The sequence below is a fragment of the Streptomyces sp. NPDC002784 genome (assembly GCF_053592135.1).
The window spans coordinates 116,346-128,921 of sequence record NZ_JBSFVD010000001.1 but is presented as its reverse complement, the minus strand read 5'-3'; the positions used below and the strand labels follow the sequence as shown (position 1 = coordinate 128,921).

The following is a 12,576-nucleotide window of genomic DNA, read 5'->3' as shown; positions in this document are numbered from 1 at the left end:
GACGAAGGCGAGGGCCCGGCTCCCGAGAGGGAGGCCCGGGCCTTCGTCGTGCGCTCAGCCGTGGGCTCAGCCGTGCGCTCAGCCGTGGGCGAGGGCCTGGACCCGGTCCAGGGCCCCGTTGAACCTGTCGTGGTCGCCGACCGTCGGGCCGGTCGAGGTGTACTGCCACATGGTGTGGTGGCTCCAGCCGGCCGGCAGCGTCCCCACCGTCGACGCGTACCGCGCGATCCACAGCGGGTTGCCGGCGAAGCCGGCGTAGTTGCCCGTGCACTGGGTCCACCAACTCGTCGCCGTGTAGATGACGGCGTCCCGGCCCGTGCGCGCCTTGTACTGGTTCAGGAAGTCGCGGATCCAGGTGACCATGGCGCTCGGGGTCTTGCCGTAGCAGGCCGCGCCGTACGGGTTCCACTCGATGTCGAGGGCGCCGGGGAGGGTCCGGCCGTCGCGGGACCAGCCGCCGCCGTGGTCCACGAAGTAGTCGGCCTGGGTTGCGCCGGACGTGGTGTCCGGGGTGGCGAAGTGGTAGGCGCCGCGGATCATGCCCACGGTGTGGGAGCCGTTGTACTGCTGGGCGTAGTAGGGGTTCGTGTAGTACGTGCCTTCCGTGGCCTTCACGTAGGCCCACTTCACGCCGCTGCTCCACAGGGTCGACCAGGCCACGTCGCCCTGGTGGGAGGAGACGTCGACGCCCTCCGTCTGGCTGGCGCGGGTGTCCCCGGGCAGGCCGTGGACGCCGTCGTGGGCCGGGACGCCGATGCCCATGTGGGCGGAGCCCCGGGCGGGGGTGTCGGGGCCGGCCGGGGAGCCGGGCTCGGCGGAGGTGGGGGCGGCGGAGGTGGGGGCGGCGGAGGTGGGGGCGGCGCATGTCAGGGACAGCGCCGTGAGCAGGAGCGCCGTGAGGCTGAGGCGGATCAGTCCGGGTCTGTGCACACGCACAGCCTGCCTCCGAAGGCTCGGTGGTGCGCGGTGGGAGAGCCGTGAGGCGGCGGCATGCGAGGCCTCGGCGTTGGCCTGTTGTTGGTCCGCCGTCGGACGATGCCGGCGTGGGCATGCCGGTCGGATGTCCGGGAACGACGCCACGGGCGGGGACCGGCGGGTGGAAGAGGGGCTGGGGGCTGCCGTTGGTCTACGCCTGGGAAATACTGACGGAGCTGCGGCGATGACGGCATGTGACGGAAACTTTCAGAACTGGGAAACCGAGGCAGGGGCTGACGTGCGCGAAGACGGAAACGGCGACGGACGTCGAGTCGGATCCGGGGTGTCCGCGGGGATGCCAGGGCGTGGCGTGGACCAGCCCGAGTTCCTGTCCCTGGAGCGGGAGTTGACCGTACTGCTGCGGCGGGCGCGGGCCAGTCAGGGCGAGATGGCCCGCGAGGTCCATCCGGACCTGGAGTCGGCGGCGTACGGGCTGCTGATCCGCCTCGGCGAGTGCGGGCAGCAGCGGGCGACGGAACTCGCCGCGTACATCGGCGTCGGCAAGGCCACCATGTCCCGCCAGTTGCGTGCCCTGGAGGACCTCGGCCTGGTCGCCCGCGAGCCCGACCCCGCGGACGGGCGGGCCTGGCTGGTCCACCTCACGGAGGAGGGCCGCGGCCGGGTGAGCAAGGTACGCAACGCCCGCCGAGCCCGCTACGCCCGTCGCCTCTCCGGCTGGGACCCCAAAGAGGTCGCGGAACTGGCCCGCCTGCTGAACCAGCTGAACGAGGAAATGGAGGGCCAGGGCTGACCCCCCGGCACGCCGGCGCACCGCGTCGATGCCCGGGCTCTGAGGTCGGGCCCGCCTGGGTGGCCGGTCAGGCGGCTTCCGGCGCGGAGGCAGGCGGGGGCGCTGGTGTCCGGGTTCGTCTCGGTGGCCGGTCAGGCGGCTTTCGGCGCGGAGGCAGGCGGGGGCGCTGGGGTCCGGTTCGTCTCGGCGGCCGACCAGGCCGCTTCCGACGCGGAGCCAGGCCCGCCCGCGGCGTCGCTTCGAGGTCCGCTCCTGGGCCCGACCACGCCCTCGGGGTCAAGCCCCAGGCCCCGGCCCGCCGCCGGTACCAAGGCTCCCCCCGGCGCCGGATCCGCCTCGCTGCCGCTATCGAGGCCCGCCCCTGGCCCGGATCTGCCCCGCCTCGGGCGTCCTGTTGAGGGTTTGCTGCCCGGAGGGGGCTGGCCCGCTGCCGGTGTCGGGGCTTGCCTCCCGGTGTCGGTTCTGACTGGCCTGCGGCGTCCTGTTGAGGGTTTGCTCCCTGGAGGGGGCCCGGCCTGCTGCCGGTGTCGGGGCTTGCCCCCGGCGTCGGATTCGCCTCGCTGCGGGTGTCGGGGCTTGCCCCTTGGCGTCGGGTCCGTCTCGCCTGCGGCGTCCTGTTGAGGGTCTGCTGACCCGGAGGGGGCCTGGCCCGCTGCCGGTGTCCGGGCTCGCACCCGGCGTCGGATTCGCCTCGCTGCCGGTGTCGGGGCTTGCCCCCTGGCGTCGGTTCTGCCTCGCCTCCGGAGTCCTGTCGAGGGCCTGCTGCCCGGAGGGGGCCCGGCCCGCCGCCGGTGTCCGGGCTCGCCCCCGGCGTCGGATCCGCCCCGCCTCCAGCGTCCTGTCGAGGGCCTGCTCCCCGCAAGGGACCCGGCCCGCCGCCGGCGTCGGGGCCCCGCCAGGCGCGTCGGGCGGGGTCCGTACCGGGGCCCCTCCGTGACGCGTCCGGCGAGGGCACGCGCGGGGGCGGTCAGAGTTCGACGTAGACCACCGTCGCGTCGTCGTGGGTCTTGCTCCGCCGGAGGAAGGCCCGGTCCTCGTCGGCGAGTTCCAGTGCGCGGACCTGGTCGATGAGGGACTGGGCGCCTTCCTTGCGGACGACGTCGAACAGGTCGGGCCAGTCTCCGGCGCCGAAGGTCTCCACCCAGCGGGTCGCCCCGTCCGTGAGGGCGGCCAGGGCGCGTACCTCGATGCGGGGCAGGGTTCCGGTCACCGCCCTGGCGGCCACCGAGGGATCCGCCGCGGCGGTGAAGAAGCCGCCCTCCTTGTTCCGCAGGCCGGCGTCGACCATCTCGTCCGTGGCCAGGGCGGACCGGGGCAGCAGGGACAGGCGGTCGTCGAGGTAGGGCGTCAGGGCGCCGTCCGGCGACTCCACCAGCAGGGCCGAGTCCGACAGGATCAGGTACTCCACGGTCTCCGGTGACCAGCGGGCCACGACGACCGTTGCCTGGGGTGTGCGCGGGTGAGAAAGGTCACATGTTCCCCGGTGCGCCTCGGCGGTACGCGCGAGGGCGAGCGACAGGGCGTCGGCGAGAGGAACATCCGGGAGTGAAACGGTCAGTTCGGTCAGGGCCCCGCCGAGCCGCGCGGTGAACCAGGGAACGGAATGCAGACAGCCCGTAGCACCCCTCGGCGGAGTCACCCCGTCGAGGACCACCACCGCGCCGCCCTGTCCGGAGGCGGGCAGTCCGACGCTTGCGAAGTCCTCGTTGGGGCGGGCGGCATCACCGGGCTCCGACACAAGTTCAGTACGCATCCAGCCAGTCTGCACGAGCCCTTCACAAGGTTCGCCAAAGGCTGGCAACGATCGCGCAATTGGCGCCCGCACGCAGGTCAAGCGCCAGATTTGGGAGGGAATGATTCACTCCGCGCAGACGTGGCGGCGAATCCTGCCATCGCCCGCCGCGGACGTCCAACCGGCCCGCCGGGAACGGCCGTCGCAAGCGTCACCGGAACTTGCCCGCCAACTCCCCTCCGGGGTTCACTCCTTCGGGTGGCGGGTCAGATGATGCGGGACCCCCGCCCACCGGCACTGGGAGGGTCGGGAAGCGTACCGGGCGTATGCGCCAGTTGACGGAGCGTCACCCGGGCCCATGAGTACCACGAGTTCAGGAATGCGAGCACCGGTGCAGAAGACGCGGCCTCGTCGCTCAGGCAAGCAGAAGGTCCCCGCAGGGGGCCCGGAGCACACGCCCGGCAGCACGGCAGGGACCGGCGCCACCTCGGCAGGCAAAGGCCGGCCCACCCATGTACGCAACCGGCTCTTCGTCGCCGTGGCCGTGGTCGCCGCCGCCATCGCGGCGGCCGGTGCCCCCTCGATCGTCACCGCCTCCGCCCAGGTGCACGACACCCAGGAGCTGGTGACCCTCTCCGAGCGCACCGAGGACGCCCTGGCCCTCGCCCACTCGCTCGCCGACGAACGCGACGAGGTCACCTCCTACGTCGCCGCCGGGCGCCCCAAGTCCAAGGCGCCCTCCGAGCAGCGCAGCGCCCGGGTCGACCGCCTCGCCGAGGAGCTGCGCGCGAACCCCGACACCCCCGCCTCCCTGCGGGCGGACCTGGACGACATCGCGGCCCTGCGCAGAGCGGCGCTCACCGGCAAGAGCACCGCTCTGGACACGCACAAGGCGTACTCCGCCTCCCTCGCCGAACTCCACCGGCTAGCCGAGCAGCTGGCCGAGGACATGCCGCCCCGCGCGGGCTCCGGCGCCCACGCCCTCGTCGAGCTCGACACCGCCGTACAGCAGGCCGCCTCCACCCGCGGACTGCTGCTCGCGGCCCTCAGCGTCCCGCGCGGCACCCAGACCGTCATCGACCCCGTCACGGGCCTGCCGAGCACGGTCAGCTCCTCCTCCGACGCCGACACCAAGCAGCGCGACGCGCTCACCGCCGCCGCCCAGGAGGCCCGGCTGCGCTCCGACGCGGCCCTCGCCGACTTCCGCGAGACCGCGCCGAAGGCATCGGTGACGTCCTACGATTCCACGGTCACCGGACCGGAGGCCGAGGCCGCCGAGAAGTACCTCGCCGCCCTGACCGACCAGCCGACCCTGACCGACGCCGAACTCGCCACCGGCGTGAAGAAGCTGGACGCCGCGCTCTCCGCCCGCGTCGAGATGATGCGCGGCGCCGAGTCCGCCCTGCACGACCGCCGCACCAAGGACCTCGCCCTCCTGCGCGACGACGACGTCACCGAGCTGGAGATCCGCATCGCGGTCCTCGGCGTCCTGGTGCTGCTCGCGATCGGCGTCGCCACCGGCATGGCCCGCGGCCTCACCCGCCCGCTGGCCGTGGTGCGCCTGGGCTCGGCCCGGCTCGCGGGCGCCGCGGACCCGACGGCGGAGGAGCCGGTCCGGTTCACCGGCCGCAAGGACGAGTTCGCCCAGGTCGTCGACTCCGTCAACACCCTGCACGCGCAGGCGGTCGCCCTCCACGAGCGCATCGCCACCCTGGAGTCCGACCGCAAGCACCTGGTCGGCCAGCGCCAGAAGATGGCCGACGCCCGCGAGGACCTCCGCGCCGAACTGGCCGCGTCCTCCGCCCAGTTGGTGCGGCTGCGCACCAGCATCGGCTCGACCTTCGTGAACCTCGCCCTGCGCTCCCTGGGGCTGGTGGAACGCCAACTGGCGGTCATCGAGGGCCTGGAGGAGCGCGAGCAGGACCCGGACCGCCTGGCCACCCTCTTCAAGCTCGACCACTTCGCCACCGTGATGCGCCGCCACAGCGAGAACCTCCTGGTCCTCGCCGGCACGGAACACGTCCAGCACAGCGCGGGCCCGGTCCCGCTGGTGGACGTGGTCCGCGCGGCGGTCAGCGAGATCGAGCGCTACGAACGCGTCCGTATCGCCGCGCTCCCGCCGCACGCCCATCTCGCGGGCTTCGCGGCGGACGACCTCTCGCACCTGCTCGCCGAACTGATGGAGAACGCCACCGCGTTCTCCCCGCCCGACATGCCCGTCGAGGTGTCCGGCTGGCTGCTGGAGAACGGCGAGGTGATGCTCTCCGTCCAGGACGAGGGCATCGGCATGACGGACGACCGCATGACCCGCCTCAACAGCCGCCTGGCCGACTTCGACCCCGAGGCCTCCTACGACCAGGAGGGCGAGGAGGGCCTGGGCCTCGGCCTCTACGTGGTGGCCCGGCTGGCCCACCGCCACGGGGTCCGGGTCCAGCTCCGGGAGCAGAAGCAGGGCGGAGTGGCGGCGGTCGTCGTCCTCCCGAACGCGCTGCTGGCCCAGGCGCCCCCCACGGCGGTCCCGGCCCCGTCCGGCGCCCCGGCCCCCGGCACCACCCAGACCTTCTCCCTGCCCGGCGCCGACGCCGAGGCCAACTCCAACGTCCTGCACGGCCGCGCCGGCCAGGGTGACCGCCTGGTGGAGCTGGCCGAGCGGGCCGTACGCAGGGCGGAGGAGGCCCCGGCACAGACCCCGCCGAGGACTCCGGCACAACTCCCGCCGGAGACCCCGGCGGAGACCACGATGGAGCTGCTGGCACCCGTACCGCCGGAGCCCGTACGGCCGGACCCCGCACCGGACGCACCGGCCCCTGCCACCGGCGAGGACCCCCCAGGGGAAGCCGAGACGGAACACGGCCGTGCCGACGACGACGAGGACCAGCTCACCGCGAAGGGGCTGCCCAAGCGCACCCCGAAGATCACCGCGCCCGCGGAACCGCCCCGCCGGCCCAGCGCCTCCGTCGACGCGGACGCCCTGCGCAGGAGGCTGGGCGGGTTCCGCCAGGGGGCGGTGGCCGGTTATCGCGACGTAGAAGCAGAAATCGCGGAAGAGACGGGCCGTGGGGGAGCACCCGTCAGCGAATCCGAAGAAGCCACGGGGGGCACTGTCGAGGAGGCAAGCAGTTGACCGCGCCCAGTACCTTCGGACTGAGCAGTGAGGCCCGAAACCTGCACTGGCTGCTGACGAACCTGGTCGAGGAGGTGCCGGGCATCCAGTCGGTCGCCGTGGTCTCCTCGGACGGCCTGCTCCTGCTGTCCTCGGACCCGGACCGCAACGAGCAGGCCAAGGCGAAGCGCACCCGCACCGGCCCCAGGGGCTCCGCGGCCGACCTCGCCACCATCGTCTCCGGCATCGGCAGCCTCACCATCGGCGCCGCCCGGCTCATGGAGTTCGGCGGGGTGAAGCACACGATGGTCGCCATGGACGAGGGCAGCCTGTTCGTGATGTCGATCAGCGACGGCTCGCTGCTCGGCGTGCACGGCTCCGCGGAGTGCGACATGAGTGTGGTCGCGTACCACATGGCCCTGTTCGTCGGCCGCGCCGGCCACGTCCTGACGCCCGAACTCCGCAGCGAGCTACGAAAATCCCTGGAAGCCGAGTCGACCGGGAGTCCCCGATGAGCAGCAGCGCGCCGAAGAAGCTCCCCGTCCGCGGCGGCGACCGCAAGCCCGCCCGCGTACGCCCCTACTCGCTCACCGGCGGGCGCACCCGCTTCGGACACGTCCTCCTCGTGGAGACGTTCGTCGCGAGCACCGCGGCGCTCGAAGCCGCGCCGGAGCGCCGGGAGCTGACGAATGGTTCCCTCAACACCCGGGTGATGCCGGAGATGCGGGCCATCGTCGAACTGTGCCGCCGTATGCGCACGGTGGCCGAGATCGCCGCGCTGCTCAAGATGCCGCTCGGCGTGGTCCGCGTGCTCCTGAGCGATCTCGCGGACCAGGGAAAGATCCGTGTGTACGGCACCGGAACCGGTCACGGCACCGGCCGTCCGGACCGCGCTCTGCTCGAAAGGGTGCTGAGTGGACTCCGTCGTCTTTGAAGACACCGATGAGGACCTGAAGTCCTGGCAGACGGACCGCACCCGCGCCCCCGTCGCCACGAAGATCGTCGTGGCGGGCGGGTTCGGCGTCGGCAAGACCACCCTGGTCACCGCGGTCTCGGAGATCACGCCGCTGCAGACCGAGGCGCTGATGACCGAGGCGAGCGAGGAGACCGACGACCTCACCGCCACGCCGGAGAAGCTGACCACCACCGTGGCCATGGACTTCGGCCGTCTCACGCTCGACGACGACCTGGTGCTCTACCTGTTCGGCACACCGGGCCAGCAGCGGTTCTGGTTCATGTGGGACGACCTGGTGCGTGGCGCGATCGGCGCGGTCGTGATGGCCGACACCCGTCGGCTGAAGGACTGTTTCCCGGCGCTGGACTACTTCGAGAGCTGCGGGCTGCCGTACGTCGTCGCGGTCAACCACTTCGACGGCAGCGAGCGGTTCGAGCCGGAGGACGTGCGGGAGGCGCTGACGATCCCCGCGCACATACCTGTCATGATCATGGATGCGCGGCGCCGGATCTCGGTGATCGAGACCCTCCTGGCCCTGGTGGGCCACGCGCTGGACGAAACCCCCGAGTAGGAGAACTGCCCCGCATGCGGAAGATACTCGTCGTCGGAGCCGGCCAGTCCGGTCTCCAGCTCGCCCTCGGACTGCAGTCGAACGGGTACGAGGTCACTCTCATGTCCAACCGGACCGCGGACGAGATCCGCACCGGCCGGGTCATGTCGACGCAGTGCATGTTCCACACGGCCCTCCAGCACGAGCGCGACCTCCAGCTGAACTTCTGGGAGTCCCAGGCACCGAAGATCGAGGGACTCGGCGTCTCGGTGGCGGCACCGGGCTCCTGGGCCGAGGGCCCCGCGGCCCGCGCCATCGACTGGGTGGGCCGGCTCGACGGGTTCGCCCAGTCCGTCGACCAGCGGGTGAAGATGGCCGGCTGGATGGAGACCTTCGCCCAGCGCGGCGGCCAGCTGGTCATCCACGGCGCGGCCGTCGGCGACCTCGACTACTTCTCCCGTACGTACGACCTGGTGCTGGTGTCGGCCGGCAAGGGCGAGCTGGTCTCCATGTTCGCCCGCGACCCGGAGCGCTCCCCGTACAGCGAGCCGCAGCGCGCCCTCGCGGTGGCCTACGTGCACGGTCTCGGCCCGCGCCCGGAGCACCCGGAGTTCGACGCGGTCCGCTGCAACCTCGTGCCCGGCGTCGGCGAGCTGTTCATCATGCCGACGTTCACCACCTCCGGCCGCGCCGACATCCTGTTCTGGGAGGGCATCCCCGGCGGCCCGCTGGACGTCTTCCAGGGCGTCAAGGACCCGGCGGAACACCTCTCCCTGACCCTGGAGCTCATGGAGAAGTACACGCCGTGGGAGTACGCGCGGGCGACGAAGGCCGAACTGACCGACGCCGGCGGCACGCTGGCCGGCCGCTACGCGCCCACCGTCCGCAACCCGGTCGGCCGGCTGCCCGGCGGCGGCCTGGTCCTCGGCGTGGCCGACGTGGTCGTGGCCAACGACCCGATCACCGGACAGGGTTCCAACTCCGCGTCCAAGTGCGCGGCGGCGTACCTGGCGTCCATCCTCGAACACGGTGACAAGCCGTTCGACGAGGAGTGGATGCAGGCCACCTTCGACCGCTACTGGGCGACCGCGCAGCACGTCACCAAGTGGACCAACGCGATGCTGGCCCCGCCGCCGGAGCACATCCTGAACCTGATCGGCGCGGCCGGTCAGCTCCAGCCCGCGGCGGACCGTTTCGCCAACGCGTTCAACGACCCGGCCGACTTCGAGAACTTCTTCTACGAGCCGGAGAAGACCGAGGCGTACCTGGCGTCCCTGGCCTGATTCAGCCGGGACGCACCGCACCGAGGACCGGGTGGGCAGCCATCGGGGAGACCTTGATCTTCTCGCCCGTCCTCGGCGCCTCGATCACCTTGCCCTTGCCCAGGTACAGGGCGACGTGGGTGGCGTCGCGGTGGTAGATCACCAGGTCGCCGGGGCGCAGCTCCTTCAGCGGCACCCTCGGCAGCCGCGCCCACTGTTCCTGGCTGGTGCGCGGGATGGCGGTGCCGGCATGGCTCCAGGCCCGGGACGTGAGCCCGGAGCAGTCGAACGTCCGCGGCCCCTCCGCGCCCCACTGGTACGGCTTCCCCAGCTGCCGCAGGGCATAGCGCACCGCCCGGTCGCCCGCCCCCGACGCCTTCCGCTCGCTGCTGAGCGCCCCGGACGTCACCAGGGTCCGCTGCGCCTTGCTGATGCCCTTCCGCTCCAGCGCGGCGACCTCCGAGAGCTGTTCGGGAGTGAGGGAGACGAGCAGCTCCTCGACGTCCTCCAGCCGCCCCTCGACCGCGTCCCGGTCCCTCTTGTGCCGCTCGGTGAGAGCGAGCTGACGGTCGAGTGCCGTGCGTGCCTTGCGCGCCAGCGCGTCGGCCTTGCGCTCGCTCCCGGTCAGCCGCCCCACCGTCTCGGCCCGCTCCCGCGCCAACTGCCCGATCACATGCCCCTGGTCGAGCGCGTGCTGCGGATCCCGGGCGAGCAGCAGCCGTACGTAGGAGGAGATCTCGCTGCTGTCCTGGTACTGCTGCCGGGCCAGCCGCCCCGCCGCGCCCCGGCTGTCGTGCAGGGAGAGCCGGGCCCGGGCGAGTTCCCGGTCCAGGCGCCTGACCTCGGCGCGCTGCTTCCTGAGCTTCTCCTCGGTGGCGTTGTAGGTCTCGGTGGCCCGCTCGGCGTCCCGGTACAGCCGCTGAAGGTCCGTCAGCAGCCGGGAGACGGACCGCTCGCCGGGCTCGGGGACGGCCGTGGCGGGCACCGGTGCGAGGACGGCACCGGCCACCGTCGCCGCCGTGCACACCAGAAGCGGAAGCCTTCCTGACACGTCATCACCTCCGGTGCGGGGCAGCCCTTCTGCCCCGCACCGCGAGCATCAGGCGGACGCTCGTGGGGCGCGCGCCGAATGTGCGCGGTTCGGCGCAACCGGGTCACCCGTGCGCGTCGTCCGGCTTGCCGCCCGGCGTGGCGTCTGGCTTCGACCAGGGCCACTTCAACCGGCTCTCCGGGCGCCCCTCGGGGTCGTACGCGTACTTCCAGCGCCGGGTGAGCCCGACGGGCCGGCCCTCGACGCGGGGCACGCGCCGGTAGACCAGCACGGTGGGCGGGCCGCCGGCGGCGTCCGGGACGGGGATGCGGTGCGTCTTGGGCGGGTGCCCGGTGATCCCCAGCAGCACGGGCAGCACGCGGCCGTCCAGGGGCCCGCCCTCGAAGGGGGTGTCTTCGCTTCTCACGGCACCAGTGTCAGCCATCCTCGGCGAGCGCCCGGACCAGCTCGGCCGTCTGCGGGTCGCGGGCGGCGGTCACGGAGAGCACGGCGACGAACTGGTCGACGAGCCAGTCGCGCATCTCGTCGAGGGGGATCTGCTTGTCCTCGTCGAGCCACAGCAGCGAGGCCGCCTCGACGGCGGTGATCCACACCTTGACGGTCGTCCGGAGCCGGACCCCGGGCGCGGTGACCTGAAGATGGCTGAGGATGTGCTGCGCGGCGGCCCGGCGCACGCCGTCCACGATGGCGGTGGTCCGGGAGGTCTCGACGACGCTGCCGCCCTGGAGCAGCGCGCTGAACCCGGCGTCGTGCTGGTCGACGAAGGCCAGATACCGGTCGAGCGCCCGTCCGAGCCGGGACAGCAAAGGCCCCTCACGGGGCTCGTCGAAGCACTGCTCCAGCTCCTCGGCGGCGGACCGCAGGGCGGCCTCGTACAGCTGCTGCTTGCCGCCGGGGAAGTACCGGTACACCAGCGGCCGCGACACCCCGGCGGCCTCCGCCACGTCGTCGAGCGAGACCTCTTCGGGCGCCTGGTGGGCGAAGAGCGACAGAGCGGCGGCGAGCAACTGACTGCGCCGCTCCTCGACGCTGAGACGTCGATACGCGGGAGTGGGTGCCGAGGGCCTCATGACGTGCAGCGTAACCGCTGGGGCAGCGCCGGGCGGCGGGCAGCGGCGCAGCGCGGCCACCCCGCCCGGCTGCGGCTGGGCGGGCAGCGGCGGGGTGCGGCTGCCCCCGGCTGAGCCGGTAGCCGCCGAGCGCTGCCGCCCCCGCCCGTCCCTGACTAGGCCAGCAGCCCCGACGACTTCCACAGCCGGCGCCCCACGCCGCGCAGCACTCCGATGTCGTCCAGGAAGTCCGTCAGCCGCTTCGAGCCGGTCTGCATGACCTCGCGCCGGTGCCCGCTCGCCCGCACCTGCGCCATGGCCTCCCGCTTGTCCAGGCCCACGTTCGTGTAGACCTCGGGGTTCACGAACGCCACCGAGAACACCCGGGCGAACTCCCCGGAGGTGACCCGCGTGAACTCCTGCGACCACTTCGGCGCCGTCAGCATCTGGCGCCGCAGCTCCTCACGGGCGTACCGGACATGGCGGGCCTCCTCGACCACATGGATCCGCGTGACGCCCCGGATCAGCGGCTGCACCCGCTCGTCCGGGAAGGTCAGCCGCTGCATCCAGTCCAGGACCTCCTCGCCGAGCAGCGTCGCCGTGAAGGAGCCCGGAGTCGTGGAGATCGTCTTGAACAGGCGGCCCAGGTTCTGGTGCATCCGGCTCACCGGGTACCAGGGCGTCTCCCCGCGCGATATGAGCCGCGCGAACATCTTCGAGTGCCGGCACTCGTCCTCGATCTCGGTGAGCGCGTACCGCACGTGCGCGCTCGTCGCGGCCTTGTCGTAGATGTGCCGCACCAGCAGCTGCATCAGGATCAGCTCGAACCAGATGCCGAGCGAGGCCAGCGCCGCCGACTCGTGCTGCGAGAGCAGGATCCGCTGCTCCTCGCTCATCCGCTTCCACATCGGGGTGTCGTACAGCGACACCAGCTCCGGCGGCCAGAACCACTTGCCCTCCTCGAAGGGCGCGTCCCAGTCCAGCTCCTTGTCGGGGTCGAAGGAGTGTTTCGCGGAGGAGTCGAGCAGCCGTTCGGCCACTTGCTCCCGGTCCTTGAGCAGGCCCAGCGCGTCGCGCAGGCCCTCGAGCGCGTCGGCTTCGGTGAGGGTCGTCATCGTTCTCCCAATCAGTTACCCGGGGTCACATCC

At 72.4% G+C, this 12,576-nt stretch carries 12 protein-coding genes; 6 read left to right on the top strand and 6 right to left on the bottom strand.

The features are described from left to right. Positions 1 to 78: 78 nt before the first annotated feature. Positions 79 to 936 (bottom strand): lysozyme, encoded by an 858-nt coding sequence (locus ACWD1Z_RS00590; RefSeq protein ID WP_451114302.1) that lies wholly within the window; start codon positions 934 to 936, stop codon positions 79 to 81. 277 nt (positions 937 to 1,213) lie between these two features. Between ACWD1Z_RS00590 and ACWD1Z_RS00585 the strand changes: the two genes are divergently transcribed. Then, on the top strand, positions 1,214 to 1,726 hold the full coding sequence (locus ACWD1Z_RS00585; protein WP_451114300.1) for a MarR family winged helix-turn-helix transcriptional regulator: 513 nt from the start codon (positions 1,214 to 1,216) through the stop codon (positions 1,724 to 1,726). 967 nt (positions 1,727 to 2,693) lie between these two features. Here ACWD1Z_RS00585 and ACWD1Z_RS00580 read toward each other — a convergent pair. Beyond that, positions 2,694 to 3,479, bottom strand: a complete 786-nt coding sequence (locus ACWD1Z_RS00580; RefSeq protein ID WP_451114298.1) for a hypothetical protein — start codon at positions 3,477 to 3,479, stop codon at positions 2,694 to 2,696. Between the two features lie 370 nt (positions 3,480 to 3,849). Here ACWD1Z_RS00580 and ACWD1Z_RS00575 point away from each other — a divergent pair, with 370 nt between their 5' ends. The 5 genes from ACWD1Z_RS00575 to ACWD1Z_RS00555 are packed head-to-tail and all read left to right on the top strand — an operon-like array spanning position 3,850 to position 9,349. Beyond that, positions 3,850 to 6,582, top strand: a complete 2,733-nt coding sequence (locus ACWD1Z_RS00575; protein WP_451114296.1) for a sensor histidine kinase — start codon at positions 3,850 to 3,852, stop codon at positions 6,580 to 6,582. Continuing rightward, positions 6,579 to 7,076 carry a roadblock/LC7 domain-containing protein gene (locus ACWD1Z_RS00570; protein ID WP_451114294.1) on the top strand — a complete coding sequence of 166 codons (498 nt, stop codon included), beginning with the start codon at positions 6,579 to 6,581 and terminating at the stop codon, positions 7,074 to 7,076. Before ACWD1Z_RS00575 ends, ACWD1Z_RS00570 begins: the two co-directional genes overlap by 4 nt. Further along, complete coding sequence (locus tag ACWD1Z_RS00565) at positions 7,073 to 7,495, top strand: DUF742 domain-containing protein (RefSeq protein WP_250075918.1); 423 nt, start codon at positions 7,073 to 7,075, stop codon at positions 7,493 to 7,495. Before ACWD1Z_RS00570 ends, ACWD1Z_RS00565 begins: the two co-directional genes overlap by 4 nt. Continuing rightward, positions 7,476 to 8,087 carry a GTP-binding protein gene (locus ACWD1Z_RS00560; RefSeq protein ID WP_389414963.1) on the top strand — a complete coding sequence of 204 codons (612 nt, stop codon included), beginning with the start codon at positions 7,476 to 7,478 and terminating at the stop codon, positions 8,085 to 8,087. Before ACWD1Z_RS00565 ends, ACWD1Z_RS00560 begins: the two co-directional genes overlap by 20 nt. Before the next feature lie 14 nt (positions 8,088 to 8,101). Continuing rightward, positions 8,102 to 9,349: a styrene monooxygenase/indole monooxygenase family protein gene (locus ACWD1Z_RS00555; RefSeq protein WP_451114291.1), complete on the top strand. Its 1,248-nt coding sequence runs from the start codon at positions 8,102 to 8,104 to the stop codon at positions 9,347 to 9,349. A gap of 1 nt (position 9,350) precedes the next feature. On the opposite strand, the gene ACWD1Z_RS00550 is transcribed toward ACWD1Z_RS00555, so the two are convergent. The 4 genes from ACWD1Z_RS00550 to ACWD1Z_RS00535 all read right to left on the bottom strand — a co-directional run bounded on the left by ACWD1Z_RS00550 (position 9,351) and on the right by ACWD1Z_RS00535 (position 12,543). Beyond that, complete coding sequence (locus tag ACWD1Z_RS00550) at positions 9,351 to 10,379, bottom strand: NlpC/P60 family protein (RefSeq protein WP_451114289.1); 1,029 nt, start codon at positions 10,377 to 10,379, stop codon at positions 9,351 to 9,353. A 103-nt stretch (positions 10,380 to 10,482) separates the two neighbouring features. Beyond that, complete coding sequence (locus tag ACWD1Z_RS00545) at positions 10,483 to 10,785, bottom strand: hypothetical protein (RefSeq protein ID WP_451114287.1); 303 nt, start codon at positions 10,783 to 10,785, stop codon at positions 10,483 to 10,485. A gap of 10 nt (positions 10,786 to 10,795) precedes the next feature. Then, the gene (locus tag ACWD1Z_RS00540; RefSeq protein WP_451114285.1) at positions 10,796 to 11,449 is read right to left on the bottom strand and encodes a TetR/AcrR family transcriptional regulator; all 654 of its coding nucleotides are present in this window, start codon (positions 11,447 to 11,449) and stop codon (positions 10,796 to 10,798) included. 155 nt (positions 11,450 to 11,604) lie between these two features. Further along, positions 11,605 to 12,543: an AurF N-oxygenase family protein gene (locus ACWD1Z_RS00535; RefSeq protein WP_451114283.1), complete on the bottom strand. Its 939-nt coding sequence runs from the start codon at positions 12,541 to 12,543 to the stop codon at positions 11,605 to 11,607. Positions 12,544 to 12,576 lie beyond the last annotated feature (33 nt).